This is a genomic window from Flavobacterium geliluteum (assembly GCF_017948595.1).
GTDB classification, from domain to species: domain Bacteria; phylum Bacteroidota; class Bacteroidia; order Flavobacteriales; family Flavobacteriaceae; genus Flavobacterium; species Flavobacterium flavipigmentatum.
On the sequence record NZ_JAGFBV010000028.1, the window covers coordinates 1 to 26,922 of the forward strand.

At 30.6% G+C, this 26,922-nt stretch carries 25 protein-coding genes, 1 tRNA gene and 1 pseudogene; 19 read left to right on the plus strand and 8 right to left on the minus strand.

The genetic code is table 11. The features are described 5' to 3' along the window. Positions 1-166: 166 nt before the first annotated feature. A pseudogene (locus tag J3495_RS15445) lies at positions 167-358 on the minus strand (S1 RNA-binding domain-containing protein); the annotation flags it as partial. Positions 359-477: 119 nt separating this feature from the next. Between J3495_RS15445 and J3495_RS15450 the strand changes: the two are divergent. From J3495_RS15450 to J3495_RS15460, 3 genes are all read left to right on the plus strand, one after another. After that, a complete protein-coding gene (locus tag J3495_RS15450) occupies positions 478-744 on the plus strand; it encodes a DUF2089 family protein (RefSeq protein ID WP_210667442.1) in 267 nt (88 codons plus the stop codon). 2 nt (positions 745-746) lie between these two features. Beyond that, positions 747-1,334 carry a YIP1 family protein gene (locus J3495_RS15455; protein ID WP_210667443.1) on the plus strand — a complete coding sequence of 196 codons (588 nt, stop codon included), beginning with the start codon at positions 747-749 and terminating at the stop codon, positions 1,332-1,334. A gap of 105 nt (positions 1,335-1,439) precedes the next feature. Further along, complete coding sequence (locus J3495_RS15460; protein WP_210667444.1) at positions 1,440-2,783, plus strand: alpha/beta hydrolase family protein; 1,344 nt, start codon at positions 1,440-1,442, stop codon at positions 2,781-2,783. 37 nt (positions 2,784-2,820) lie between these two features. Here the strand turns inward: J3495_RS15460 and J3495_RS15465 are convergent, their stop codons facing one another. After that, the gene (locus J3495_RS15465) at positions 2,821-4,944 is read right to left on the minus strand and encodes a Tex family protein (RefSeq protein WP_210667445.1); all 2,124 of its coding nucleotides are present in this window, start codon (positions 4,942-4,944) and stop codon (positions 2,821-2,823) included. A gap of 116 nt (positions 4,945-5,060) precedes the next feature. Between J3495_RS15465 and J3495_RS15470 the strand changes: the two genes are divergently transcribed. After that, entirely contained in the window at positions 5,061-5,330 is a 270-nt protein-coding gene (locus J3495_RS15470; protein WP_210667446.1) for a DUF1294 domain-containing protein, read from the plus strand. Between the two features lie 154 nt (positions 5,331-5,484). On the opposite strand, the gene rpiB is transcribed toward J3495_RS15470, so the two are convergent. Beyond that, positions 5,485-5,916 carry a ribose 5-phosphate isomerase B gene (gene rpiB / locus J3495_RS15475; RefSeq protein WP_083692089.1) on the minus strand — a complete coding sequence of 144 codons (432 nt, stop codon included), beginning with the start codon at positions 5,914-5,916 and terminating at the stop codon, positions 5,485-5,487. A 167-nt stretch (positions 5,917-6,083) separates the two neighbouring features. Between rpiB and J3495_RS15480 the strand changes: the two genes are divergently transcribed. The 4 genes from J3495_RS15480 (at position 6,084) to J3495_RS15495 (ending at position 9,464) form a co-directional block, all read left to right on the plus strand. Beyond that, positions 6,084-7,994 (plus strand): hypothetical protein, encoded by a 1,911-nt coding sequence (locus J3495_RS15480; RefSeq protein WP_210667447.1) that lies wholly within the window; start codon positions 6,084-6,086, stop codon positions 7,992-7,994. Positions 7,995-8,013: 19 nt separating this feature from the next. Then, positions 8,014-8,484 carry a hypothetical protein gene (locus J3495_RS15485; RefSeq protein WP_210667448.1) on the plus strand — a complete coding sequence of 157 codons (471 nt, stop codon included), beginning with the start codon at positions 8,014-8,016 and terminating at the stop codon, positions 8,482-8,484. 175 nt (positions 8,485-8,659) lie between these two features. Further along, complete coding sequence (locus J3495_RS15490; RefSeq protein WP_210667449.1) at positions 8,660-8,878, plus strand: hypothetical protein; 219 nt, start codon at positions 8,660-8,662, stop codon at positions 8,876-8,878. 175 nt (positions 8,879-9,053) lie between these two features. Continuing rightward, entirely contained in the window at positions 9,054-9,464 is a 411-nt protein-coding gene (locus J3495_RS15495) for a hypothetical protein (protein WP_210667450.1), read from the plus strand. A 771-nt stretch (positions 9,465-10,235) separates the two neighbouring features. Here the strand turns inward: J3495_RS15495 and J3495_RS15500 are convergent. Further along, positions 10,236-10,469 carry a DUF2007 domain-containing protein gene (locus tag J3495_RS15500; protein ID WP_210667451.1) on the minus strand — a complete coding sequence of 78 codons (234 nt, stop codon included), beginning with the start codon at positions 10,467-10,469 and terminating at the stop codon, positions 10,236-10,238. Between the two features lie 107 nt (positions 10,470-10,576). On the opposite strand from J3495_RS15500, the gene rnr reads away from it, so the two are divergent. Genes rnr through J3495_RS15520 form a run of 4 tightly spaced genes read left to right on the plus strand, consistent with a single transcriptional unit; the run spans position 10,577 to position 14,730 of the window. Further along, positions 10,577-12,757: a ribonuclease R gene (rnr, locus tag J3495_RS15505; RefSeq protein WP_210667452.1), complete on the plus strand. Its 2,181-nt coding sequence runs from the start codon at positions 10,577-10,579 to the stop codon at positions 12,755-12,757. 23 nt (positions 12,758-12,780) lie between these two features. Continuing rightward, positions 12,781-13,449, plus strand: coding sequence for a head GIN domain-containing protein (locus J3495_RS15510; protein ID WP_210667453.1), 669 nt, complete (start codon positions 12,781-12,783; stop codon positions 13,447-13,449). Between the two features lie 14 nt (positions 13,450-13,463). After that, complete coding sequence (locus tag J3495_RS15515; RefSeq protein ID WP_210667454.1) at positions 13,464-14,141, plus strand: LysE family translocator; 678 nt, start codon at positions 13,464-13,466, stop codon at positions 14,139-14,141. 13 nt (positions 14,142-14,154) lie between these two features. Beyond that, positions 14,155-14,730: a hypothetical protein gene (locus J3495_RS15520; protein WP_210667455.1), complete on the plus strand. Its 576-nt coding sequence runs from the start codon at positions 14,155-14,157 to the stop codon at positions 14,728-14,730. 307 nt (positions 14,731-15,037) lie between these two features. Here the strand turns inward: J3495_RS15520 and J3495_RS15525 are convergent. Then, positions 15,038-15,108: transfer RNA gene (locus tag J3495_RS15525), tRNA-Cys, on the minus strand. 82 nt (positions 15,109-15,190) lie between these two features. Beyond that, positions 15,191-15,550: a dihydroneopterin aldolase gene (gene folB / locus J3495_RS15530; RefSeq protein ID WP_210667456.1), complete on the minus strand. Its 360-nt coding sequence runs from the start codon at positions 15,548-15,550 to the stop codon at positions 15,191-15,193. A 104-nt stretch (positions 15,551-15,654) separates the two neighbouring features. On the opposite strand from folB, the gene J3495_RS15535 reads away from it, so the two are divergent. The 5 genes from J3495_RS15535 to J3495_RS15555 all read left to right on the plus strand — a co-directional run bounded on the left by J3495_RS15535 (position 15,655) and on the right by J3495_RS15555 (position 20,302). Next, positions 15,655-17,769 carry a glutamine--tRNA ligase/YqeY domain fusion protein gene (locus J3495_RS15535; RefSeq protein WP_210667457.1) on the plus strand — a complete coding sequence of 705 codons (2,115 nt, stop codon included), beginning with the start codon at positions 15,655-15,657 and terminating at the stop codon, positions 17,767-17,769. A 906-nt stretch (positions 17,770-18,675) separates the two neighbouring features. Continuing rightward, complete coding sequence (locus tag J3495_RS15540) at positions 18,676-19,152, plus strand: hypothetical protein (RefSeq protein ID WP_210667458.1); 477 nt, start codon at positions 18,676-18,678, stop codon at positions 19,150-19,152. Positions 19,153-19,229: 77 nt separating this feature from the next. Next, entirely contained in the window at positions 19,230-19,556 is a 327-nt protein-coding gene (locus J3495_RS15545; protein WP_210667459.1) for a YtxH domain-containing protein, read from the plus strand. A gap of 137 nt (positions 19,557-19,693) precedes the next feature. Next, positions 19,694-20,044: a competence protein gene (locus tag J3495_RS15550; protein WP_210667460.1), complete on the plus strand. Its 351-nt coding sequence runs from the start codon at positions 19,694-19,696 to the stop codon at positions 20,042-20,044. 3 nt (positions 20,045-20,047) lie between these two features. Beyond that, positions 20,048-20,302, plus strand: coding sequence for a DUF6327 family protein (locus J3495_RS15555; RefSeq protein WP_210667461.1), 255 nt, complete (start codon positions 20,048-20,050; stop codon positions 20,300-20,302). 11 nt (positions 20,303-20,313) lie between these two features. On the opposite strand, the gene J3495_RS15560 is transcribed toward J3495_RS15555, so the two are convergent. Then, positions 20,314-21,306: an SPFH domain-containing protein gene (locus J3495_RS15560; protein ID WP_210667462.1), complete on the minus strand. Its 993-nt coding sequence runs from the start codon at positions 21,304-21,306 to the stop codon at positions 20,314-20,316. Between the two features lie 124 nt (positions 21,307-21,430). Further along, positions 21,431-22,936, minus strand: a complete 1,506-nt coding sequence (gltX, locus tag J3495_RS15565; RefSeq protein WP_210667463.1) for a glutamate--tRNA ligase — start codon at positions 22,934-22,936, stop codon at positions 21,431-21,433. Between the two features lie 164 nt (positions 22,937-23,100). On the opposite strand from gltX, the gene J3495_RS15570 reads away from it, so the two are divergent. Together J3495_RS15570 and ybeY are read left to right on the plus strand one after the other, a co-directional pair. Then, a complete protein-coding gene (locus tag J3495_RS15570) occupies positions 23,101-26,472 on the plus strand; it encodes a DUF4175 family protein (protein WP_210667464.1) in 3,372 nt (1,123 codons plus the stop codon). Then, positions 26,469-26,888 carry an rRNA maturation RNase YbeY gene (gene ybeY / locus J3495_RS15575; protein ID WP_210667465.1) on the plus strand — a complete coding sequence of 140 codons (420 nt, stop codon included), beginning with the start codon at positions 26,469-26,471 and terminating at the stop codon, positions 26,886-26,888. Before J3495_RS15570 ends, ybeY begins: the two co-directional genes overlap by 4 nt. Positions 26,889-26,922 lie beyond the last annotated feature (34 nt).

Genomic DNA, 26,922 nt, shown 5'->3' on the forward strand with positions numbered 1-26,922 from the left:
TAAACAAAAAATTGAGATAATTTTGTCTTTGCAAAGCATCGGTTTTGTTTTTTAGTCGGCAAAACAAATTTACTTAACCTTTGCTTTGTATTTTTAATACTCAAACTAGCAACTTGAATTAATTATTCCAACCTGAAATTTGGCTTTTTTTTATTGGAATTTGATTTTACAAAATCATCGTCAACTGGATTCTCTTTCTATCTTCATCAACTTCTGTAACCTTAACATCAACATGCTGATGCAGCTTCACCACTTCATTTACATCACTCACAAAACCGGGTTTCAATTGCGAAATATGAACTAATCCGCTTTCCTTGATTCCGATATCAACAAAACAACCAAAGTTGGTAATGTTGTTCTGATTTCATGGTTTAAATTGTTAACTGTTTTTTTAATTAGACTTCATTTTTTTAGAAAAAATGATATAATATCAAAAATATATTTAACTTTGTTAAAAATATATTTAACTTTGTTAAAATGAAACTACCAGTTAATTGCCCAAGTTGCGATAATGCTTTACGAGTAAGCATGATGAAATGCGATCAGTGTCAAACCGAAGTAAGTGGTACTTATGATTTGCCACTGTATTTAAAATTAAGTAGAGAAGATCAAGATTTTATTCTAGAATTTTTTCTTTCAAGTGGGAGTATCAAAGAAATGGCTAAACAAGCCGGAAACTCTTATCCTACTATGCGGAATAAAATGGATGACCTCATTGAAAAAATTAAAAAATTAAAATCATAACCATGAATTGGAAATTTCTATTTAATCCGTTTTCAAAATTTTCAGAGAAACAATTGTTTATTACTGGTGTTTTGTATTTCATTATCAACTTTTTCACTTGCTTTTTTACAAAAATCCAAATGGATAGCCTCTTTCATTTTACTGAAAATGAAAACCTAAGCCTAACCTCTGGCTTTTTGTTGGTTACTATTAGCAACGTCTCTGCCATCATTTTTCTTTTTTTATTGGCGCTTATAATTAATAAAAAAACACGATTTATTGATATTACAAATACCGTTTTAATTTCGCAAGCACCTAACTTTCTTATCTTACTATGTATAAAAATTACTAGCATGAATAGTTTGGCTAAAAATCTAAAAACAAATGCCGAAGCAGCGAATACTTTAAAAATAAATCCTCTAGAGTTATTACCATTGGTCTTTTGCATGTTGATACTACTCGCCATTATTATTTACGGTTTTGTTTTGATTTATAACGGTTTTAAAACAGCTACTAACTTTAAAAAATGGCAGCACATTGCCTTATTTATAGTATTATTATTCTTTTTTATACTTTTTCATCAGGTTTATATTCAAAATTTGAATCTTTGATATAACCTCTAAAATCAAAATTCTATTCTTATTAACATACCTTTCAAATTTAAATCATTTGTAAAAGGCTAACAATCTATTGTCTAAAATAAAAAATTGAAAACCATGAAAACAAAAATTTTAACCCTAATGCTATTAAGCATTCTATTTATTTTCGCTCAAGAAATAACAGGCTCTTGGCAAGGCGAATTAGACGTTCAAGGAATGAAACTTCCATTGATTATTCATATCAAAAAAGATGGTAATAAACTCGTTTCAAGTCTAGAAAGTCCAAAACAAGGCGTTACTAATATTCCAATTTCTACTATAAGCTTTATTGAAAATCAACTCTTATTTGATGCTACTTCTTTAGGTCTTAGCTATTCAGGAAAATATAATAATGAAACAATTGATGGTATTTTTAAACAGGGTGGCATGGAGATCCCTTTGATTTTTACAAAACTAAAGGATGGTGAAACTACAAATAAAATCAAAAGGCCTCAAACCCCTAAAGCACCTTTTAATTATGTTACCGAAGAGATAAGTTTTGTAAACCCAACTGATAAAAATACGTTGGCAGGAACAATCTCTGAACCAAAAAATTTTGATAAAAAAAGACCCATTTTAGTCATGATAACAGGTTCTGGTAGGCAAAATCGTGATGAAGAGCTTTTTGAACACAAACCTTTTGCTGTTATTGCTGATGATTTTGCCAAAAAGGGAATTGCAACTCTTAGAATGGATGACCGCGGGATAGGTGGCTCTTCACAAGGTAGCAAAAGTGAAACGACCTATAATTATGCTACCGATATTAGTGCTGCTGTAGACTTCATGATAAAAAAAGGCTATCAAAACATTGGATTAATAGGACATAGCGAAGGTGGAATGATTGCTCCAATAGTGGCATCATTGAATAAAAAGGTATCTTTTATGGTTTTAATGGCTGGTCCAGGAACACCTATCGATGAATTGTTAGCTAAACAAATTTTTTTATCATCAAAATTAATGGGTATGAAGGAAGAAAATTTGCAAAAAGAACTACAATCAAACCAAAAAACATTTGCCTTTATAAAAAATTACGCTGGAAATGATTATGAAAAAGATTTAAAAAATTTTCTAACCAAAGAAGGGGAAGAAATAAACGAAGACAATATGAAACAGTTGAAAAATACTTGGTTTAGATACTTTATAAGTTTTAATCCAGATAAGTATGTATCACAAATAAAAATACCTGTGCTAGCAATCAATGGAAGTTTAGATTTTCAAGTTCCCGCAAAAGATAACTTAGCCGCAATTGAAAAATCATTAAAAAAAGCCAAAAACAAAAATTTTGAAACTTATGAATTCGAAGGAATGAATCACCTGTTTCAAGAATGTAAAACTGGTGCACTCGCTGAATATGCCGAAATAGAACAAACTATCTCTCCTAAAGTGCTTGATAAAATGAGTACTTGGATTCTAGATAAATAGAATAAAAAGCCCCGAAAAAAATCGGGGCTTTTGTCTTTTATAGTACCATCGTCAACTGAATCCTCTTTCTATCCTCATCAACTTCTGTCACTTTTACATCAACATGTTGGTGAAGCTTCACCACTTCGTTTACGTCGCTTACAAAACCAGCTTTTAGTTGCGAAATATGAACCAATCCGCTTTCCTTGATTCCGATATCAACAAAACAACCAAAATTGGTAATGTTATTCACAATTCCAGGTAAAATCATTCCGGTTCTCAGGTCTTTGATAGATTTTACATTCGCATCAAATTCAAATACTTTGGCAGATTTTCTTGGATCTAACCCAGGCTTTTCAAGCTCTTTAATGATGTCTTTTAGGGTTAATAAACCAATTTCAGGAGTAATATAGTTTTCAGCCTTAATTAGGGCTGTTTTTTCTTTGTTGGCAATCAAATCGTTTACCGAAAGTTTCAAATCTTTTGCCATTTTCTCTACTACGGGATAAGCCTCTGGATGTACTGCAGAATTATCCAAAGGATTTTTGGCATTCGAAATCCTGATAAAAGCGGCGCCTTGCTGATAGGCTTTCTCGCCTAAGCGAGGCACTTTTTTGAGCTGTTTTCGGTCTTCAAAAGGTCCATTTTCTGAGCGGTATTGCACGATGTTTTCGGCCAGTTTCTCCCCTATTCCACTCACATAACTCAATAAATGTTTACTCGCAGTATTAATATTGATTCCAACCGAGTTTACACAGCGAATAACTGTCGCATCAAGCTCTTCTTTGAGTTTAGTTTGATCAACATCATGTTGGTATTGGCCTACGCCGATGGCTTTCGGGTCAATTTTTACCAATTCGGCCAAAGGATCTGATAGCCTTCTTCCGATAGAAACCGAACCACGAACCGTAACATCATAATTAGGAAATTCTTCTCGCGCAATTTTTGATGCAGAATATACCGAAGCTCCTGCCTCAGAAACTATAAAAACTTGTAACGGTTTATCAAACGCGATTTTTTTTATGAAAAATTCGGTCTCGCGCGAAGCGGTTCCGTTTCCTATCGAAATCGCATCAATCTGATACGCATTGACCATCGAGCGGATTTTCTTGATCGCCATTGCTTCCTCATTTTGAGGTGCGTGCGGATAAATGGTTTCGTTGTACAATAAATCGCCTTTTTCGTCCAAACAAACTACTTTACAACCGCTTCTAAATCCCGGATCTATTGCCAAAATACGTTTTTCGCCCAAAGGGGGCGCCAATAACAACTGGCCCAAATTATTGGCAAATACCTGAATAGAATTGGCATCCGCTTTTGCTTTAGCTTCTTGCAAAGTTTCGTTTCCAATTGCTGGATTTAGCAATCTTTTGTAACTATCTTCAATTGCTAACTGTAAATGCGCCGTGGTACTGTTTTGTTTTTTAATGATAATTTCGTCAATTACATCGTATGCTTCATCGATATCAACATCTACTTTCAACTTTACAAAACCTTCATTTTCGGCACGAAGCATGGCCAGTAATCTGTGCGAAGGTGCTTTTGTCAAAGGCTCTTCCCAATCAAAATATTGACTGAATTTTTGTGCTCCTTCTTCTTCTGCTTTCTTTTTTACAACTTTGGTTCCAATTGTTGCTTTACGCTGAAATAATCTACGCAATTGTTTACGAACATAAATATTTTCGTTAATCCATTCTGCAACAATGTCACGCGCACCTTGCATTGCAGCTTCTTCATTAATTACATTTTCATTCAAATATTGGGTCGAAATAAAATCGATATCCACATCATTTTCAGACATGATTATTTTTGCCAAAGGCTCTAAACCAAATTCACGAGCTACATCGGCTTTGGTTTTTTTCTTCTTTTTATAAGGAAGGTAAAAATCTTCAATTTCTTGTAAATCAAAACTTTGATCGATTTTTTGTTTCAATTCTGGAGTAAGTGCTTTTTGCTCTTCTATAGATTTTAAAACTGCTTCTTTTCGTTTTACAATTGCTTCGTATTCTTTTTGCAGTTTAGCAATTTGCTCAATCTGAACCTCATCAAGATTTCCTGTCGTATCTTTTCGATAACGTGAAATAAACGGAATCGTACAATCTTCTTCTAATAATTGTACCGTTTTTTGAATGTTAATTGCGGCTGTTTGAACAGTCTTGGCAATGAATTGAATGTTTGTCATTTGATGAATGAAATAATTTCTTATTTATAAAACGATATAATTTACTTGTTAAAATAAAAAGGTAAATTGATCAATAATTCCGCTAAAATAATATCTTTGTTTGTAATTTTATGCTAATGAATATTTTATTACTATATTTTTTTATTGTAAATAGTTTCATCTTTATAATAGCTGGTTACGATAAATATCAAGCCAGAAAAAATAAACGCAGAATTCCAGAAAATACCCTGTTTTTCTTTGAAGCAATTGGCGGAACACTCGGTTTATTATTGGCAATGCTATTTTTTAGACATAAAACGAGTAAAACTTCATTTATTGTAAAATTCACTCTTATTTTATTAATCCAGCTCCTAGTAATTTATCTAAAATTAAACGATAAATTTTAAACAATTACATTGTTAATAACTCTATAACTATCTATTTATAAACTACTTAAATAAATAGTTTTAATTAATTTAAATAAACACACCGGATGAATTTAAAAATTCGCCCGGTGTGTTTATTATTTTGGTGCGAAGCACCCGATTTTTTTTTGCCTTCTTACTGGCAAGCGATTTTATTCACTCTATTTTGATGTCTTCCTCCTTCAAATGCAGTAGTTAAGAAAGTTTCAACAATTTCAACCGCTTGGGGAATAGAGGTAAAACGGGCTGGAATGCTTACAATATTGGCATCATTGTGTAAACGTGTTAAATAAGCAATTTCTTTAGTCCAGCACAAACCAGCTCTAACTTTAGGATGTTTGTTAACCGTCATGGCAATTCCGTTTCCGCTTCCGCAGATTACAATTCCAAAATCAGCTTTTCCTTCCGAAACATCATTGGCAACAGGATGTCCAAAATCCGGATAATCAACAGAATCCTCAGAATCTGTACCATAATTGGTTACTTCATATCCTTTTGCTTTGAGCATGGTAACAATCGCTTTTTTATAATCTGGTCCTGCGTGGTCGTTTCCTATCGAAATTTTCATTTTTATACTATTAAGTTGTGTGCTGCAAATTTAGACAAAGAAATTTATATATAGTTTATTATAAACATACTAATTGATAAAAATAACCCTAAATAAAACCTTTAAAGTTGTATTTTATTGTAGGTTTTTTATTATTTTAGTCAAAAATAAACCAAAAATTCATAACTATGAAAAAAACCAAAATTATTAGCCCTATTTTATTTATACTAATTTCTTTTCTTTTTTGGAATTGTAATCAAGATCCATCTGAACAAAATATTGAAAAAAGTGAAGTTTCAAATATTTTATCCAATATTAAACAAGAAAATACAACACTTGATGAAATTAAGAATGATATATATCTAAGTTCTATCACACAAAAGGCTTTTAAAAAAATCAAAACCAATGGAAATTCCTCAAAAAACATAAATTCACTATTATTTAATTTAAATTTATCAAACGAAGTAAAAAAATATAGTTTAAACGATTACACATCCTATACTATCCCTATTATTAATGATTATGGAAATTCATATATTTTTCAAAATCTAGTAATTGAAAAAGATATTTTAAGAGATGCTGTCTATCTGGTAACTTATTATCCTGATGATAATTATAAAGAATCGATCAAAAAACATTTACTTCCTAACAATAATATTGATTATACCGGAAGTAAAAAAATTGAATATCTATATTATAAAAGAAAAGTAAATATTGAAAATAAAGATACATCTAAAACAGGAAAAAATACAGAGGAATCAATTTCAGATGAAAATATTGAAGAACCTATAACTATTTGTGTAGAAACTTATACTCCTAAAAATTGTACTAATGGCGGAAACCATTCTCCAGGTCAATCATGTGATCCTGGAGCAAGTTCAGGTGGTACATCAGGCTGGATTGTGTCTGTTAGTTGTACTACAATACCATCTCCTCAGCCTCCTGGTCCCGGTCCTGGTCCCGGCTGTACAGGTTGTGTAGAACCTGTTGGAGGGGCTAATTCATATAGTGGAATTTATTATTCACAAAATAGTATAAATACAAATTGGACTCCCCAATATGTTTGCGTATCACAAAGTTCTGGAGGAGGCTGTAGTAAAGTCGTACCCTATACACCGGTATTAACTATTCCTATGACAGATCCATTTAATTACTACGGAAGTGTTTTTCAACCAGATGACATAAATCTTTTAACAAGATTTGAATATGCGGGAACAAGAGCAGCAATTGATGAATATTTAGAAAGTCATAAAACTTTAGGAGGAGGATATTCTATAGAAACACAAATATTAGTTAATAATGTTTTGGATGCAGTAAAAAACAATTTTAATTTTATGCTGGATGACTTCCCAACTATAGACGTTAGGGCATCTCTAAGATCGCCTGTAAATATTGATAGAACAAGCATTAATAATGCTACTCCCGAAGGTGCTAAATTTAATACTATTTACAATGCTCTTACAACTTCTCCAGCATTTCAAAAATTATTTATTGATATATTTGGTGATAGTAATCGTTTTAATGTAAAATTTGAAATAGATGAACATGTATATGAAGATAATAACCCAAGCAAGGGAGAAGTAAATGCAACTACAAGTCAAATATCAGGTACAAATAATATTACAATAAAAATAAATAAACAAATACTAAGTCAATTAACTGCAAAAAGTCAAATAACAATAGAAAATGCTAAAACTATTTTACATGAATGTATACATGCTTTTCTATTTATTAAAGAAAATAATCCTAAAATAGGTATTGATATTGAAAAAGCAATTCAAACAGGTTATCCAAATTACAATGGACAGCATAACTTTATGTATAATAATATGATTCCTACAATGCAAAAAATTCTTTCTGAAATTAGAGATCTAGTAACAACTCAAAGAGGAAGAACAGAAGTAGAAAGTTTAACTATGCATCCTACACTTGAACCATTAACTTCTATTTCCTGGGATTGGAATGAATATTATAAATATATTAGCTTAAAAGGATTAGATAAAATAATTTTATTTCAAAATGATTTTCCTATACTTTCAGATAAACTAAGATTGTATTCAAATTATATTAGTTATGGTGCACAAGAATTAGATCGTTAAAAAATAACATTTAAATAAGATGAAAAAATCAATAATTTTTATTTTCGTACTACTTATATATCATATTTCTATCAATGCACAAGACATTAATCACATAAAAACACTTGATACTATTTATGTAAAATTTAAAAAATCTAAAAATCAAATCAAAGAAATTAAAGAAAATGGAAATTATCGATTTTATACAATTTATTTAGAAAATAATAAAAATCGAGAATATTTCAATTTTACTAAACCTGATTATAAAGATTATTCTACAGATGAAAAACGTTCATTTCTTCCAAGAAATGAACAAAAATCATTTCTTAAAAAACATAAAAAAGATATTATTGGAATTAGTTTTTTTAATAAATATGGTATTGTAAAAAGTACCTATACAGCATTTGAAAAATGTAATGTGATTTACATTATTGATTGTGATGAACAAAAAAAAGGAAAAATTATTTTATACAGGGTTTTAAAATATAGTTCTTACACAATGGGAGAATAATATCAAAAGCAGTTATAGTGTTTCATTAGAACTGCTTTAAAATTTAGTATAAAAGTAAAGTCAAACTAAAATCGAGAATGCTAAAACTATTTTACATGAATCTATTCATTCTTATCTTTTTGTAAAAGAAAATTTCCCTTCAGCAGGAGCAGATTTTGTTAAAATTTTGAATACCATGTATCCAACGGCTAATAAGCAACATGATTTTATGTATAACCAAATGATTCCTACCATGCAAAAGGTGCTTTCTGAAATTAGAGATTTGGCCACAACACCAACAAAAAGAGCTAATTTAGAACAATATACTATGTATACTTCTCAAAATCCGTTGACATCTTCTCCATTTAATTGGTCAGATTTTTATTTTTTACTTAAGTTTAAGTGGATTGGATGAAGCAAGTTGTTTTAAGCAAGATTTTCCTAGTGGATCTGATAAGCTATCTTTATTAAATCAATATGTTAGAAGTGGAAAAATCGAGTTAGATAGATAAAATATGAAAAAGATATATTTAATATTATTATTATTTACAAGCAGTATTTATTCTCAAAACATTTAATATATAAAAACGTTGGATACAATTTTTGTAAATTTTAAAGAAAATAAGTTTCAAACTAAAAAAATACTTCCAAAAAATAATTTTAATTTTTGTGATAGATGGTACACATTCAATTTTGAAGATTTAAATAACAAAAGCAGCAAAGTTAATTTACAATTTTGGTATAAAGATTATACATCTGCTGAACGAAGAGAACTACGTATAAAATCTGATTTTAGATCAGTAAAAAAATCATATATAAGAAGACATAAAAAACAAATTATATCAATAGATTTTTTCGAAAAATATGGCATTTATCGAAGTACTTATGAAGCATTTGAAAAATGCAAAGTTATCTACATTATAGATAATTCGGAGAGTAAAAGAGGAAAAATAAATATCTATGAAGTAATAAAATTTAGTTCATATAGTATGGGAGAATAACTTAAAATACCTTTTAAACAGTTTTCTTTACTCTTAGATACGTTTCAAGTTAAAATTATATTCCTTTAAACGATGGTTTCTAAAAAAGATTTTATACTATAACTTCCGTAATAAATTAACCCTCGTTAAGTTTTTGACGAGGTTTTTTTTTAAAATACAACTAGCTTTATATCAAAACCTTATAGGTTATCAACAATCTTAATATCTCTATAAGAATCTGATAATCAATTAGAAATAAATATTTTTTTGTTAAAATTTTGGATTGTTAATACCAAAACCTAATTCGTTGATATTCAGTTAACTTTAAATTAACATTATTTGTTGATAAGTTGAGATAGAAAATTAGAAGTTTTTTTTGGTGGTGTGAAAAAAAAACCTAATCCAAAACTGGAATTAAAAAACCTAATAAAGTTTAATGAATTTTTAGAAAAGTTATCAATATCAAAAATGCAATTTTCAACAAAATTCAAGTTATCAAGTTATCTACAAAATGAATCAATTTTTGGTTGTTAACCGTTGTTAATTAAAATTGAAAAAGACTTAAAAATTAATCCTTTACCTAAAAATAACTATGTTGATAACTCTATATAAGTAAGCAAAACTTGATTTCAATGCTTTTAAAAATAAATTTATATGACATATTAACACGCTATAATAACCATCAAAAATTAATTAAATTTAAATTTTTCTTTTTGTTGTATTTAATATATGTTGACAACTTTGAAAGTTTAAAACGAAAATTATTTTTTTAAAATTTAAAAAGAGATCGGTTTAAACAATTTTAAGTGGGTTATTAAGATTGTCGAGAATTTCCTGAACTCTCTCGAAATCGTTGGGATGAATTTTAAGTTTGATACCGCCAAGTGCCGAATTGTAGAAAGGAACAATAGATAAAGTGATTTCGTTTTCAAAAAAATAAGCAATCTCTTCTTGTTCTAATAAATGTTTGAGTACAACGGTTTCGTGTACAAAATTGAATATTGCAATGGTTTTAAAGCTTTCCATAAAGGGTCTTTTTGTAAAGATACTAAAGTTATAATTTTAATAATTTATTTGGTAAAATCTATAATCTGGTATCTTATTTGTAATTTTAACTTTTTAAGAAAAGATATATGAATAAGAAAATTAGAAAGCCGATAAAAAATGAGACTGATTTCTCTGCCAAAATAGTAAAAATTTTATCGCAAAGTCCTAATAAAGCATTTAATTACAAACAAATAGGAGCAAAGCTTGAACTTGATGATACCAAAAGTAGAAATCAAATTATAAAAGATTTAAAGATTCTAGCAGCTTCAAAAAAAATTATTGAATCAGAACCGGGTAAATATTTAGTAAAAGCCGAAAGCCTGGATTATTACGAAGGAACAATTGATATGACCAGCAGAAAAACGGCATATTTTGTTTGTCCCGATTTTAGTGAGGATGTTTTTATTCCTACCAATAATTTAAACAGAGCTTTAGACAAAGACAAAGTAAAAGTTTATGTTTATAACAGAAGAAAAGGTAAAAGACCTGAAGGTGAAGTAATTGAAGTTATAGAAAGAAACAAAACAGATTTTGTTGGTGTAATAGATATTCAGCCAAATTTTGCTTTTGTATCTACTGCAAACCCTAAAATGTACAGGGATATTTTTATTCCAAAAGATAAATTTGGCGGTGCAGAAAATGGTGATGTCGTTTTGGTTACTATCGAAGATTGGCCAAAAAGAGCCGATAGTCCGTTTGGTTCTGTGATCAAGGTCTTAGGAAAACCAGGTGAACATAATACTGAGATTCATGCTATTTTGGCTGAATACGGTTTGCCATCAGATTTTCCAGTAGAAGTAGAGGTCTATGCTCAAAAAATAGATACTTCTATCCAAGAAAGTGAGATTGCAAAACGTCGTGATATGCGAGAAACACTCACTTTTACGATTGATCCTAAAGATGCTAAAGATTTTGATGATGCCTTGTCTTTCAAAAAATTAGAGAATGGTAATTACGAAATTGGAATTCATATTGCCGATGTTTCACATTATCTTGAAGAAGGAACAATATTAGATGATGAAGCTTTTCAACGTGCAACTTCGGTATATTTAGTAGATCGAGTAGTACCAATGCTTCCTGAAGTTTTGTCTAATTTTGCCTGTTCGTTGCGTCCGCAAGAAGAAAAATATACTTTTTCGGCTGTTTTTGAAGTTTCAGAAGATGCAAAAGTCATGAACCAATGGTTTGGAAGAACTGTTATTTATTCAGACCAGCGATTTGCTTATGAAGAAGCACAATATATCATCGAAACTAAAGACAATACCATTCCGGTTGACATTTCCATTACTGGAGATTCTTATGTTGTTTCTGATGAAATTGTTGCTGCAACTTTAAAATTAGATGAACTGGCTAAGATTTTAAGAAAGAAAAGAATGGCAAATGGTGCTATTTCTTTTGATAAAGTGGAAGTAAAATTCAATTTGGATGCCGAAGGCGAACCAGAAGGCGTTTATTTTAAAGTTTCTAAAGATGCCAACCATCTTATTGAAGAATTTATGCTTTTAGCCAACAGAAAAGTGGCTGAATACATTGGAAAACAGAAAAAAACATTTGTGTACAGAATACACGATGAACCAAATGAAGATAAATTGATTGCAATGGCAAGTGTAATTGCAAAGTTTGGTTATAAAATAGATTTCCGTAATAAAGGTGATATTTCGAAATCGCTAAATGCTTTGATGGAAGAAGTAAACGGTAAAAAAGAACAAAATTTGATTGATACTTTGGCGATTAGAAGTATGAGTAAAGCCAAATATTCAACAGAAAATATTGGTCATTATGGTTTGGCGTTTGATTATTATAGTCATTTTACTTCGCCAATTCGTCGTTATCCTGATGTTATGGTACATCGTTTGCTACAATTTTATCTTGACGGAGGTAAATCTGTTGATGAGGAAAGTTACGAAACAAAATGTCTGCATTGTTCAAATATGGAAAGTTTAGCAACTAATGCTGAACGTGATAGTATCAAGTACATGCAGGTAAAATACATGCAGGATCACCAGGACGAAGAATTTTTGGGTGTTATTTCCGGTGTTACCGAATGGGGAATTTATGTAGAGATTGTGTCTAACAAATGTGAGGGAATGGTAAGAATCAGAGAAATTAAAGATGATTATTATACTTTCGATGAAAAGCAATATGCTTTGGTTGGAGCAACTTCAGACAGTATTTTACAGTTAGGAGATGAAATTTATGTGAAAGTAAAAAATGCTGATTTAGTAAAAAAACAATTAGATTTTCATTTTTTACGAAGAGCAGAATAAATATTAATTTAAAAATGATGAAAATGAAAAGATTAGTAATAGGAGTTGCACTATTTGTTGCACAAATGTCTTTTGGTCAGGTAACCAAAGAATTAGGAGATTTTGATTCGGTAAAAGTTTTTGATAAATTAAGTGTAAAATTAGTTCAGTCTTCAGAAAATAAGATTGTGATCAAAGGAGCTCGAGAGTCAGAAGTAGAGGTTGTTAATAAGTCTGGATTATTAAAATTAAGAATGCCTTTTCCTAAATTATTATCAGGTGATGATCTTGATATTACGGTGTATTACAAACATTTAGAATTAATAGATGTTAACGAAGGTGCTACAGTGTCTAGTAAGGAAACCATTAAAGCAACCTCTTTTAAAGTTAGTGCGCAAGAAGGAGGAAAAATCAACGTAGATGTAGATGTAGATAAACTAAATGTAAGTTCTGTATCCGGGGGAGAAATTACGTTATCAGGTAAAGCTTCTAATCAGGATGCAAAATTAGGTGCGGGCGGATATTTATTAGCAAGTAAATTAAGTACGTCTCAGACTAATGTAAGTGTTTCTGCTGGAGGAAAAGCAGATGTAAATGCAAGTACGCTTGTTGAAGCAAAAGTAAGCGCAGGCGGCTCTATTTACATCTATGGAAAACCGAAACAAATTAATCAAAAAACAGTTTTTGGAGGTAAAATTGAAGAGGTAAAATAAAAAATTGTATTTGAATGATAAATGATATTTTAGCTGGACTGCCATGGGGAATATTTTTAAGTTTTATGGTGGGTCCAGTATTTTTTATACTACTAGAAACCAGTATTACCAAAGGATTTAGAGCTGCGATCGTTTTTGATCTGGGTGTAGTTTTGGGCGATATTGTTTTTATTGCAGTTGCTTATTTAGGAAGTTACAGATTAATTCAGAGTTTAAAAGACAAACCGGCGCTTTTTATTTTTGGAGGTATCATTATGTTAGCGTACGGAATCATTTCTTTTGTTAAATTAAGGAAAGATGAAAAAATAAATGTAGAAGAAATTGATCGTGATATTATCAAAAGAAACTATGGAAGTTTGTTTGTAAAAGGTTTTTTGTTGAATGTTATAAACATAGGTGTCTTAGGTTTTTGGATGGCTGTAATTATCTCAATTGGGCCAAAATTAGAAATGCAGAATTCAAGAATGATGACTTTTTTTACTGCAGTTATCATTACTTATTTGTTGGTGGATTGTCTTAAAATATTATTAGCCAAACAGTTAAAATCAAAAATGACTCCAACAAACATTCTTAAAATCAAAAAAGGAATCAGTATTGTTTTGATGGTCTTTGGATTTGTTTTAATCGTACAAGGTTGGTTTCCTAAAGAAAAAGAAATGGTAAAAAATGCTTTTGAGAAGATAGAAAAATAATAAGATTAATTATATGAAAAGACTTTTACTTATTTTAATTGTGATTTTTATTAGTTGTAAAGACTCTGATAAAATTGTTGTAAAAAAAGAAAAAGTTGTGGATGATTTTCATGATGTGGAATGGATAGAAAGAAAAGAGTTTAAACCTTTTTTTACTTCAGATAAAATTGATCATTATTATTTAAAAATTTCTGATAATTCACTTTTAAATGTTCTTAAAGGTGATACCATTGTAAAGGATCAAAGGAAATTAAGTATGATATTATCAGGATATTATCCAGACTCAATTTCAAGACCAAATTTCGAATATGATTTACTTAGATATAATTTTGTAAAAACAGAATTGAGTAATGAAAAGAAAAAAGAAGTTGAAAAAATATTTACTCAAAAGGACTCAATACAAATGACATTTTCAGGTTGTATTCCCATGTATCGTGATATTTTTGTTTTCAAAACAAATGATTCTATAACTGGTATTGCAAAGGTTTGTTTTGGATGTGGAGTAGCTCATTTTTATGGAACTAAAGTTGATACTGAAGGTTTTGGAATCCGATCGGAACTTAAAAAGTTAGAAAAAATAATTAGATAATTGTATTTTAAACCTCTCAATTTGAGAGGTTTTTTTATGTTTTAATTTAGTTTAAACACTTAGTTTGTCATTCCGACGAATGAGGAATCTTCGCGACAATTATCTATAAAGTTTATCAATCTTTGTCGAGCTACTTGCGGGGATTCTTCGTTCCTCAGAATGACAAGATTGACGAAAAATCAGATAAAAAAAAATTATTTTACTTTGAAGTTTTTAGAGTCATCGTCCGGATTCGAACACCATATTTATTTAATTTTTTCTAAAAATTTCACATAAAAAAACCTCCAAGTTTCCTTGAAGGTTTTAGAGGCATCGTCCGGATTCGAACCGGAGTAGGAGCTTTTGCAGAGCCCAGCCTAGCCGCTCGGCCACGACGCCGTACTTGAACGGACGGCAAAAGTAACTAAAATCTTTAAACTTCAAAAGTTTAATGTAAACTATTTTAAAAAAATATAATCAATTACTTTCTTATTTCTGCCATTTTTATAGTAACTGATTCAACATCACCACCAATGGGAGGATTAATTTTAGAAACCGAAACGGTAGTTTTTTCAACAGTAGGAATTTCAGCCAATATTCTATTATTGATTCTTTTGGCTACATGTTCTAATAAGTGAGCTCGAATAGCCATTTCTTCGGTAACAATTTTATTCAAATGCACATAATCTACCGTATCTGAAAGATTATCTGAGTCAGCAGATTGCTGTAAATTGGTTTTAATTTTTAAATTAACTGTGTAGTCTGAACCAATTTTTCCCTCCTCGATCATGCATCCGTGGTACGAAAAAGTTCTGATATTTTTTAATTTTATAATTCCCATTTTAGTAGTTTTTATTGAAAGTTTTAGGTTGAATAGCACTTAAATAACTTTAAACCCGAAACCTGAAACCTTTTTTTTATCTTTGCTAAAATTACTATAAAATAATGGCATCAGAAGAGAAATCACTTAATTTTATTGAACAAATCATAGAAGAAGATTTAAAATCAGGTTTACCAAACAGTAAACTTCATTTTCGTTTTCCACCAGAACCAAATGGTTATTTACACATTGGTCATGCAAGTTCTATTGCATTAAATTTCGGATTAGGTATTGATTATCAATCACCTGTAAATTTAAGATTTGATGATACGAATCCTGAAAAAGAAGAGCAGGAATTTGTAGATGCAATCAAAAAAGATGTCGAATGGTTGGGTTACAAGTGGTCTGAAGAACGTTATGCTTCTGATTATTTTCAGCAGTTATATGATTGGGCTGTTGAATTAATTAAAAAAGATAAGGCGTACGTAGACAGTCAATCTTCTGAAGATATGGCCATTCAAAAAGGAACTCCATCTACAGTTGGAACAGATAGTCCGTTTAGAAATCGTTCTGTTCAAGAAAATTTAGATTTATTCGAAAGAATGAAAAACGGTGAATTTGAAGCCGGAACTCATATTTTGCGCGCAAAAATAGACATGAAATCTACAAATATGTTGATGCGAGATCCTATTATGTATAGAATTTTACACAAGCATCATCATAGAACCGGTGATACCTGGAAAATTTATCCAATGTATGATTGGGCTCATGGTCAAAGCGATTATTTAGAGCAAATTTCGCATTCGTTTTGTACTTTAGAATTTCTGCCTCACCGTGAGTTATACGATTGGTTTTTAGATCAGATTTTAGAAGATAATAAACTACGTCCTAAACAAAGAGAATTTGCCAGACGTAACTTATCGCATACCGTTGTTAGTAAAAGAAAATTACAGCAACTTGTTAAGGAAAAGCATGTTAACGGTTGGGACGATCCAAGAATGTCTACTATTTCTGGATTGCGTAGACGTGGTTATACTGCTGCATCTCTGCGTAATTTTGCCAATACTATTGGAATTGCTAAACGTGATAATTTGATAAATGTATCAGTTTTGGAGTTTTGTATTCGTGAAGATTTAAACAAAATTGCACCTCGCGTCATGGCAGTTTTAGATCCGGTAAAATTGGTTATTACCAATTATCCGGAAGGAAAAGAAGAGTGGTTGGAAGCGGAGAATAATCAGGAAGATGAGAGCGCTGGATTTAGAAAAGTTCCTTTTTCCCGTGAATTATTCATAGAAAGAGAAGACTTTTTAGAAGATGCTCCAGCAAAGTTTTTCCGTTTGACTTTAGGTAAAGAAGTACGTCTTAAAAATGCGTATATCATTAAAGGAGAAAGTGTTATAAAAGATTCAGAAGGAAACATTACAGAAATTCACGTAACGTATGATACTGATTCTTTGAGCGGAAGCGGTACAGAAGCAAGCCAAAGAAAAGTGTCTGGAACTTTGCATTGGGTGTCTATTCAGCATGCTTTGAAAGCTGAGGTTCGTCTATATGATCGTCTATTTACAGATGAAGCTCCTGACAGTTATAAAGAGAAAAATTTCTTGGATTTTGTAAATCCAAATTCTTTAGAAATTGTAACTGGCTTTGTAGAACCAAGTTTGGCGACAGCTCAAAATGAAGACAAATTTCAGTTTCAGCGTTTGGGTTATTTTACTGTTGATAAAGATTCAAATGCTTCAAAATTAGTATTTAACAAAACAGTTGGACTAAAAGATGCCTGGGAAGAAAAGGGTAAAAAAGAAGAAAACAGCATCAATAATTCTTTAAAAGAAATCAATAAATATTTTAAAGTTGAAACTAAAGAAGATCGTATTGCAATAGAAAGTGCGATAGGAGAGAGTATTTCGACGATTTCCAGTTTTTCTTTATTACAAAATTCATTAAAGAAAAACATCAACAATAATAAGGGTTCATTATTGTTTGCTCAATTTATTTTGAAATATTCAAAATGGAAGTCCTCTGATTTTGAAGAAGAAGATGTAAAAAAATTATATGCAATGTCTCTGAGAAGTGAATCTACTTATGTGAGGTCAAAAGCACTTTTAAATTTGAGAGATATAGAAGACGCAATTTTAAAAAAGCAATTTGAAGATGATATTTTCAAATTATATTCAAATCCTCCTAAAAGTGTTTCAGAAAAAGAAACGGAGATTTTATCTCAAATGATTAAATAATATCATCATAATCTATTGAAAAGCGCTTTTTACAGGCGCTTTTCTTATTATTACTATTATCTATTAAAACTTTATTTTTAATAGATTTTTTATTTAAAAAATAACTTTCATAAATTAGATTTAAGCATCTTTTTTTATTTTTTGGACTAATGTATTGTCTTTTTAAAAATATTTAATTTATAATGCTCATTTTAGTTTTAGATTCAGATTTAGCCAGTATTTACAGTTATTAACAACGGATTGTTTATAAAGTTTAATCTTTACTATTCAATTAAAATGAAGTCTTTTTTGTTTTTAAAAACATGACTTTTGTCAAAATTTAGACTTTGATATAATATCAAATTTAATGATATAAAATATTTTTTAAATTGTATTTATTGATTATTTTTAAAAACTATCATTTTTTATATTTTAATAGATTATCCTAATTAACAAAGGCTTCAATAGCGTAATTTTAAAGCGTTTTTTTAGTTCTTCCACCTCATAAATCATCTTTTTAAAATCGTTTCAATAGAAGCTTTTATTTTAATTTTAGCTGTTCTTTTAGCTAGTTTAACGGGTTGTTAACATTCAATTGTTTATAAAGTTGGTATTTTTATAGTTATACAAAAAGTCTGTTACGATTTTTCACGAATTGAATTTTCACGTAAGAAACCCAACTGAGTTTTCTTTAAAATTTTTAAATGACGAATTTTTGGTTTTAAAGCTAAATTCTAAAAGTGATTTCTAAAAAACTTTTTTATGTTCTAATTTTTATTGCGGTTTGAGTTTGATACTATTCTGGCGTAAAAGTAGTTTTCAATCTTATTCCGTAATTTTTAAAATAACATGAAATAATTTTTGTTGTTTATTTCAAATCTGGATTTTTGTCTGACATAATTCAATTTAATTCAAAATGTATCAATTATGAAAACTATTCTTTTTACGCTATCTTTTTTATTCGCCAATATGGCTTTTTCTCAAACACATCAAATTCTCAAACACAATGGAGAACAGTTAGATGTTAATTTCATCAAATATGAAAATGATATGCTTCATTATTCTTTAAACGGAAGTTTTGAAGAAATCAAAATTAGCAAATATGCTGTTTCCCAAATTACCAATAAACAAACGAATCTTACACAAAAAATAACGGATAGAATTGTGGTCGATTCAAAATCTGATTATAAACTAGTACAAGTGTTGCCAAAAGAAAAGACAATCGGACTCAAGCAGGTCGCTAATTTTAAAGGAGTTTCAACTAAAACAAAAGGTGAACCGCCAATGGCAAACGTAAAGCATACCAGTAATCGTGTAAAAACTCAGTCGGCTTCAAATGGTTATCCTTTTGTAACGATTGTTGAGAATGACGGAAAGTATGAAGCGATAGCTTATGCATATTAAATTTATGCAAATAACTTTAAATCAATAATTTATACTTAAAAAATAAGTATCTTTAACAATCTTTTAAAAAAAATATCATGTCAAAAAATGTAAATACAATTGCCGCAATTTTAGCAGGAGCAGCAATAGGAGCTGGGATCGGAATTTTGTTCGCTCCGGATAAAGGTTCTAAAACTCGTGCAAAAATTAAGGAAGGTTTAGACGATGCAACAGATAATTTGAAAGATAGTCTTAGTGCCGGTTCTGATGTTCTTCGTGAAAAATTTACAAGTGCTAAGGAAAATCTTGACGGAACTTACGGCGAGTTACTTTCGAATATGAGTTATAAAACTGAGGAGGTGATTACTTTTCTAGAATCTAAACTTGCAGATTTAAAGGCTCAAAACGCTAAACTTCAAAAGTAAGGCACCTAAATTTATTGTAAGCACAAAGTTCACTTTTGTTGTATTAGTTGTATTTCAGATTTTTTAGTTACTTTTAATTAAAGTACAACTATTTGATAGTGTATTTTGTGCTTATTTTTTCAACTAAAAAAAATATTATGGCTTTTGAAGAATTAAAAGAACATACCGAAAATATTCAGGATCAAGCCAATGTTTATTTTAAGAGTCACATGGCTTATTATAAACTTTGGGGTTTTAAGGTAGCTATGAAATCGACTACTTTGATTTTGAAGTTTACTTTAGTTTTATTGTGCTTTAGTATGGTTTTACTTTTTGGCTCAGTCGCTGCCGGTTTTGCTCTTAGTAATTGGTTTGGAAGTTACACTTTCGGATTTTTGGCAGTAGGTGGTATTTATTTATTGGCCACAATTTTACTTTTATTGATTAAAGACAAAATTGTTGAAGGACCAATTTTAGAGAAATTTTCAGAAATCTTTTTTAACGATTAATTTATGGAAACAAAAAAATACGCATCTTATGCTGAAATTGATCGGGAACTTGAAATTCTCAAATTAGAGAAAGAGATCAATTACAATAAACTAATTTTAAGTTTCGAAAAAACCAAAGAGAGTATAACACCTGAAAAAATTGTAAATGGTTTTATTTCTTCATACACCGATTACTTTTCAAATTCGTATACGACCATTTTACAAACGGTTTTACCTTATGTACTTGGTTGGTTTATAAATAAAAAAAGAGGCAATTAAGCCTCTTTTTTTTATGATGGTTTTGTTTCTGGTTGAATATCGTCTTCATAACCAGATTGTAGTGGCTCTATTTTTTTAGGTTTTTCGCTTTTTTGTCTGTTGGTTTTCTTCATCATTTCACCCACCTGGTTTGAAGCAGAGAAAGAAGCCACCATATTATTGAGCATATCACTTCCTGCTTGTGGAGAGTTTGGTAATAAAATTAGGTTAGAATTTGCATCTGCACCAATAGCCTGCAACGTATCGTAATGCTGAGTAACGACAATCAGGGCAGAAGCCTCTTGTGAATTGATTCCAACTTTATTCAAAACTTCGACACTTTCTACCAAACCTCTTGCAATTTCTCTACGTTGATCTGCAATACCCTGACCTTGTAAACGTTTACTTTCAGCTTCAGCTTTTGCTTTTGCAACGATTCTAATTCTTGAGCTTTCTGCCTCAAATTCAGCAGCAGTTTTCTCTCTGTCGGCTGCGTTGATTCTGTTCATAGCATTCTTTACCTGAATATCTGGATCAATATCGGTTACTAAAGTATTAATAATATCATATCCGTAAGTTGTCATCGCCTCATTCAATTCTCTTTTTACAGCGATAGCGATATCGTCTTTTCTCTCAAAAACATCATCTAGTTTTAGTTTTGGAACTTCTGCTCGAACGACATCAAACACATAAGCGGTAACCTGATCGTGAGGATATTCTAATTTGTAAAAAGCATCATATACTTTTTCCTGGATTACTTTGAATTGCACCGAAACTTTCATTTTGATAAAAACGTTGTCTTTGGTTTTGGTTTCGATGATAACATCTAACTGTTGAATTTTAAGATTCACGCGTCCGGCAATTCTGTCAACAATCGGAATTTTAAGTTGTAATCCTGAATTTCTAACACTCAAAAACTTACCAAATCTTTCTATAACAACTGAAGATTGTTGTTTGACAGTAAAAAAAGAGGAGAGGAAAATAAATAAAAGAAATACAATAATAATAATAAATGGAATGTTCATAATGATATTGATTTAAGTTTTAAGGTTCGGTAATTTACGAAATTTCTGCTATTTATTGATATAAAAAAACGCTAAGAACATTTTGTTAATATTACTTAGCGTTTCTGATTATAAATTTTATCTTTTATAATGTACTTATTGCTTTCTGAATTCTAGAAATAGTCTCTTCTTTTCCTATGATTTCTACAATGTCAAATAGGTGAGGACCTTTCAATGCTCCAACCAAACTTAGACGAAAAGGCTGCATCACTTTCCCCATTCCAATCTCGTTTTTAGTCATCCAATCTTTCACGATCGTTTCAATATTAATAGAAGTAAAATCTTCAATATTTTCTAAAACTGAAATCAATTCCTGCATTAACGTTGGCGTTTCTTCTTTCCAGTTTTTACTTGCTTTTTCATCATAAGATATTGGAGCTTGGAAAAAGAAATCTGTTAAATCCCAAAATTCATAAACGAAATGAGCTCTTTCCTTAATTAATGAAACGATTCTGGTTATATCGAATTTAGAAATATCAACACCTTTTTCAGTTAAAGTAGGAGTGAAGTCTTTCGCTAAATTTTCATTATTTTCTTTGATTAAATATTGATGATTGAACCATTTGTTTTTTTCAGGATCAAATTTTGCTCCCGATTTATGCACTCTGTTTAAGTCAAAAGCCTCCACTAATTCTTCTAAAGAAAATAATTCTTTATCAGTTCCGTCATTCCAACCTAAAAGTGCAAGGAAGTTTATAACAGCTTCTGGGAAAAATCCATTCTCTCTGTAACCGGATGAAATTCCTTCTTCTGTTTTCCATTCTAATGGAAATACGGGAAACCCTAACTTATCACCGTCTCTTTTAGATAATTTTCCGTTTCCAATTGGTTTTAAAATTAAAGGTAAATGTGCGAATTCTGGCGCATCCCAACCAAAAGCTCTGTACAATAAAACGTGAAGTGGCATCGATGGCAACCATTCTTCTCCACGAATAACGTGTGAAGTTTCCATCAAATGATCATCTACAATATTGGCTAAATGGTAGGTTGGCATTCCATCACTTTTAAATAAAACCTTATCATCAAGTAAACTGGTTTCAAATTTTACATCACCACGAATAATGTCTATTAAATGTAAAGTTTCATCAACAGGAGTTTTAAAACGGATTACATAATGTTCTCCATTTTCAATTCTTTTAGCAACTTCTTCAGTAGAAATTACTAGAGAAGTATCTAACTTTTCACGGATTGTATGATTGTAAATAAATGTTTTTCCTTCAGCTTCTTGTTCTTTTCTCAAAGCATCTAGAGTTTCTGGTGTATCAAAAGCATAATATGCCCAACCAGAATTGATCAGTTGATCTGCATACGTTTGGTACAAATGTTTACGATCACTTTGTCTGTACGGACCAAACTTTTCGTTTTTCCCAACTGTCTCATCGGGTGCAATTCCTAACCATTCTAATGCTTCCATAATATAAGCTTCAGCTCCAGGAACAAAACGAGTTTGGTCTGTATCTTCTATTCTTAGATAAAAAACACCATTGTTTTTTTTGGCAAATAAATAATTAAATAGGGCAGTACGAACTCCGCCAATATGTAATGGTCCTGTTGGACTTGGTGCAAAACGCACACGAACTTGCTTTGACATTTGTTTAAATTTTGATGCAAAGATACAATATTAGTCAAAAGTCATAAGTCGAAAGTCTGAAAGCTTTTAGGTGAAGATTATAACTTTTGACTTTCGTCTTTTGACTTTCAGACTTATCGTTATAATTATTACTTTTATAGGTTATAATCATAATAGATTTTATTTTGAAAACATCATCTGCCATATATCAGAAGTTAGAAGGATTTATAAAGAAATATTACATGAATGAATTGATAAAAGGAACGCTTCTTTTTATTGGTTTTGGATTATTGTATTTTCTATTTACACTCATAATCGAGTATTTTCTCTGGCTCAAACCGGCTGGGCGAACTCTTTTATTTTGGATATTCATCGTTGTTGAAGCTTTTTTGTTGTTCCGATTTATATTGTTTCCAATCTTTAAATTGTTCAAACTTCAAAAGGGTATCGATTATAATCAAGCTTCGGAAATTATCGGAAAGCATTTTACAGAAGTAAGTGATAAACTAACCAATTTTTTGCAGCTTTCGGCTTTTGAGAATTCAGTAGAAAGTTCTGAATTAATGTTGGCTTCTATAGAACAAAAAGCAAATTCGTTGCAGCCAATTCCTTTTGGTAACGCTGTTAATTTTAGTTCAAACAAAAAGTATTTGCCTCTAGCCTTAATTCCGGTTTTGCTTTTTGCGGTGTTTTATATTTCCGGAAACAGTAATATTATTTCTCAAAGTTTAAATAGGGTAGTTCATTTTAATGCTACGTTTTTACCTCCGGCTCCATTTAAATTCGTGATCGTAAATCCTAATTTACAGACAGAACAGAATAAAGATTTTGTTGTGAAAGTAGAAATCGTTGGGAAAGTTTTTCCTGAGAATGTGACTATTCATATTGGTGATGAAAGTTATTTTATGGAATCTTCCCAAGCTGGTAAGTTTGAGTTTAAAGTTGAAAAGCCAATATCAAATGTGCAATTTTTTCTTGAAGGAAATTCTGTTTCATCTGAAGAATATGAATTGAAAGTGATCACTGTTCCGTCTATTGCTAACTTCGAAATGGTGCTTAATTTTCCTTCGTACTTAAAAAAGAAATCTGAAAGTATTCAAGGAACAGGTAATGCTATTGTACCTGAAGGAACTTCTGTAACTTGGAAAATGGTGACACAATCGACTCAGGAAATTGTTTGGAAAGAGCAGAATTCGATTTTTAAGTTCAATAAAGCGGATAATGAGTTTAGATTGACAAAAAATATCAGTCAAAATACAGAATATCAAATTCTTACATCCAATAATGTCATTAAAAACTATGAAAAACTCGATTATCAGCTTGCCGTAGTCAAAGATCAACATCCAACAATCAATGTAAGTCCTGCGCCCGATAGTTTAAAGCTGGACAAAAATTATGTTTTAGGAAAATTGAGTGATGATTACGGTTTGTCAAAATTACAAATCGTGTATTACGAACGCAACAAACCAAACACTGCCAAGCGTGGTACTATACCTGTGAAGCAAGGTGTTTTTGATCAGTTTGTTTTTTCTTTTCCAAGCAATTTGGCTGTTGAAGAAGGGGTTTCTTATGATTATTATTTTGAGGTTTTTGATAATGATGCACCACATCATTTTAAGAGTACAAAGTCTTCTGTTTTTTCGGATAGAGTTGCAACTACAGAAGAAGTTCATGATTTAGAATTACAACAACAGAATCAAAATATCAATAGTTTAGAAAAATCTTTAAAAAATCAAACGAAGCAATTATCCGACATGGATAAGATTCAGAATACAGGCAAAGAGAAAAATAATTTGGAGTTTAAAGACCAGCAATTAATTAATGATTTTATCAAACGTCAGAAACAACAAGACGAATTGATGAAACAATTTGCTGAGAAAATGAATAAAGATTTAGAAAAATTTAAAGGTGATAAGAAAGATGAAATGTCTGAAACTTTGCAAAAACGTTTAGATAATGCAGAGAAAGATCTAGAAAAAAACCAAAAATTGTTAGATGAATTAAAAGAGTTGAATGACAAACTCAACAATGAAGATTTGTTTGATAAGATGGAAAAGTTCAAACAGACAAGTAAAAACCAATCTAAAAATTTACAGCAATTAGTAGAACTTACAAAGCGTTTTTATGTTGAGAAGAAAGCAGAACAAGTGGCTGATAAATTAGAAAAGCTTTCAGAGAAGCAGGAGCAACTTTCAAACAAAGACAAAGATAATACTCTCGAAAAACAAGATGAAATTAATAAAGCATTTGATAAAATTCAGGAAGATTTAAAGGATTTGAAAGAGGAGAACAAAACATTAAAATCTCCTTTAGACATTCCATCTGATGGTTCAAAAGAGAAAGAAGTAAGTGTAGATTTAAAAAAAGCCGCAGAAGAATTAGATAAAAAGAATGCATCTCAGGCCAAACCAAAACAAAAAAGTGCGGCGAAGAAAATGAAAAGCATGGCGCAAAAAATGCAATCAAGTATGGAGGCAGGCGATAAAGAACAACTTCAGGAAGACGTTGCAATGCTGCGTCAGGTTTTAGACAATTTGTTAGCATATTCTTTATCTCAAGAAGAGGTGATGAAGCAATTTAAATCTATGAAATTGGGTTCTTCTGCTTACACAAAGAATATCAAAATTCAGCAAAATTTAAAACAGCAATTCAAATTTGTAGATGATAGTCTTTTTGCTATGTCATTGAGGAATCCAAAAGTGGGAGAAGAAGTAACAAAAGACATCGGTAATGTACAGTACAATATTGACAAAGCAATTGAAACATTGACCGAAGTTCAGGTTCCAAAAGGGGTTTCGCATCAACAATACGCAGTTTCTTCTGCAAATAAAATGGCTGATTTTTTAAGTGATCTTCTTAACAATATGCAGAATGCTATGTCGAGTCCAGGTTCTGGCAAACCTAAATCGCGTGATGGTCAGGGAATGCAATTGCCAGATATTATTAAAAAGCAAAAAGGTTTAGGCGATAAAATGAAAGAAGGTATGAAGGGTAGTAAACCGGGTGAGGGAAAAGATGGGCAAAGCGGTGAAGGAAAAGAAAGCAAAGATGGAAAAGGAAAAAATGGACAAGGCAAGAATGGAAATGGTAATCAATCTGGAGACAAAGGTAAAGATGGTAAAGAAGGAAAAGAGGGTGATGATGGTGAAGGAAATGCTCAAGCCATTATGGAAATTTATAAAGAGCAAGTAAAACTTCGTGAAGCTTTGCAAAAAGAACTAGCAAAACAAGGCTTAGATTCTCAAGGGAAGTCAGTTTTAGATCAGATGAAACAGTCTGAAAAACAACTTTTGAATAAAGGTTTTAAAAATGAAAACCTGCAAAGAATTCTAAATATTCAGCAAGAATTATTAAAATTAAACAATGCTGTACAGCAACAAGGTCAGGATACAAAACGCCAATCTGAAACTAATAAAACTGAATTTACTAATAAATCAAACGCCTTACCAAGCACGCTGTTGGAATATTTAAACAGTGTAGAGATTTTAAACAGACAATCACTACCTTTGCGCTCAAATTTTAACCAAAAGGTTCAAGAATATTTTAATACAAAATGATCAATTTTAATTACGAAACTGAATTTACTTTAGATAACGAACAAGCCTTTTCGGATTGGTTAAGTGTTGTGATCGTTTCAGAGAACAAGATTGAAGGAGAGATAAACTACATATTTTGTGACGACGATTATCTTCATAAGATTAATATGGAGTATCTTAATCACGATACGCTAACAGATATTATCAGTTTTGATTACACTGTTGGTAATGAATTAAACGGGGATATTTTTGTTTCTATTGAAAGAGTAGAAGACAACGCAAAGGATTTTAATGTTTCATTTGCAGAAGAATTGAAACGAGTTCTTGCTCACGGCATATTACATTACTGTGGGTATAAAGACAAAACAGACGCTGACGCTAAGTTAATGCGATCAAAAGAAGATGAAAAAATTGAAATGTTTCACGTGAAACAATAATCTTTTTTCTATGTCGTGTTTGTAAATAATCATA

Excerpts from the sequence above, each read along its gene's own strand:
- J3495_RS15465 (WP_210667445.1), bottom strand. The coding sequence starts at position 4,944 with ATGACAAACATTCAATTCATTGCCAAGACTGTTCAAACAGCCGCAATT.
- J3495_RS15480 (WP_210667447.1), top strand. The coding sequence starts at position 6,084 with ATGAAAAAAACCAAAATTATTAGCCCTATTTTATTTATACTAATTTCT.
- J3495_RS15490 (WP_210667449.1), top strand. The coding sequence starts at position 8,660 with ATGTATCCAACGGCTAATAAGCAACATGATTTTATGTATAACCAAATG.
- J3495_RS15485 (WP_210667448.1), top strand. The coding sequence starts at position 8,014 with ATGAAAAAATCAATAATTTTTATTTTCGTACTACTTATATATCATATT.
- J3495_RS15510 (WP_210667453.1), top strand. The coding sequence starts at position 12,781 with ATGAAAAGATTAGTAATAGGAGTTGCACTATTTGTTGCACAAATGTCT.
- folB (WP_210667456.1), bottom strand. The coding sequence starts at position 15,550 with ATGGGAATTATAAAATTAAAAAATATCAGAACTTTTTCGTACCACGGA.
- J3495_RS15520 (WP_210667455.1), top strand. The coding sequence starts at position 14,155 with ATGAAAAGACTTTTACTTATTTTAATTGTGATTTTTATTAGTTGTAAA.
- J3495_RS15450 (WP_210667442.1), top strand. The coding sequence starts at position 478 with ATGAAACTACCAGTTAATTGCCCAAGTTGCGATAATGCTTTACGAGTA.
- J3495_RS15560 (WP_210667462.1), bottom strand. The coding sequence starts at position 21,306 with ATGAACATTCCATTTATTATTATTATTGTATTTCTTTTATTTATTTTC.
- J3495_RS15545 (WP_210667459.1), top strand. The coding sequence starts at position 19,230 with ATGTCAAAAAATGTAAATACAATTGCCGCAATTTTAGCAGGAGCAGCA.
- J3495_RS15550 (WP_210667460.1), top strand. The coding sequence starts at position 19,694 with ATGGCTTTTGAAGAATTAAAAGAACATACCGAAAATATTCAGGATCAA.
- rpiB (WP_083692089.1), bottom strand. The coding sequence starts at position 5,916 with ATGAAAATTTCGATAGGAAACGACCACGCAGGACCAGATTATAAAAAA.
- ybeY (WP_210667465.1), top strand. The coding sequence starts at position 26,469 with ATGATCAATTTTAATTACGAAACTGAATTTACTTTAGATAACGAACAA.
- rnr (WP_210667452.1), top strand. The coding sequence starts at position 10,577 with ATGAATAAGAAAATTAGAAAGCCGATAAAAAATGAGACTGATTTCTCT.
- J3495_RS15500 (WP_210667451.1), bottom strand. The coding sequence starts at position 10,469 with ATGGAAAGCTTTAAAACCATTGCAATATTCAATTTTGTACACGAAACC.
- J3495_RS15540 (WP_210667458.1), top strand. The coding sequence starts at position 18,676 with ATGAAAACTATTCTTTTTACGCTATCTTTTTTATTCGCCAATATGGCT.
- J3495_RS15455 (WP_210667443.1), top strand. The coding sequence starts at position 747 with ATGAATTGGAAATTTCTATTTAATCCGTTTTCAAAATTTTCAGAGAAA.
- gltX (WP_210667463.1), bottom strand. The coding sequence starts at position 22,936 with ATGTCAAAGCAAGTTCGTGTGCGTTTTGCACCAAGTCCAACAGGACCA.
- J3495_RS15515 (WP_210667454.1), top strand. The coding sequence starts at position 13,464 with ATGATAAATGATATTTTAGCTGGACTGCCATGGGGAATATTTTTAAGT.
- J3495_RS15535 (WP_210667457.1), top strand. The coding sequence starts at position 15,655 with ATGGCATCAGAAGAGAAATCACTTAATTTTATTGAACAAATCATAGAA.
- J3495_RS15470 (WP_210667446.1), top strand. The coding sequence starts at position 5,061 with ATGAATATTTTATTACTATATTTTTTTATTGTAAATAGTTTCATCTTT.
- J3495_RS15555 (WP_210667461.1), top strand. The coding sequence starts at position 20,048 with ATGGAAACAAAAAAATACGCATCTTATGCTGAAATTGATCGGGAACTT.
- J3495_RS15460 (WP_210667444.1), top strand. The coding sequence starts at position 1,440 with ATGAAAACAAAAATTTTAACCCTAATGCTATTAAGCATTCTATTTATT.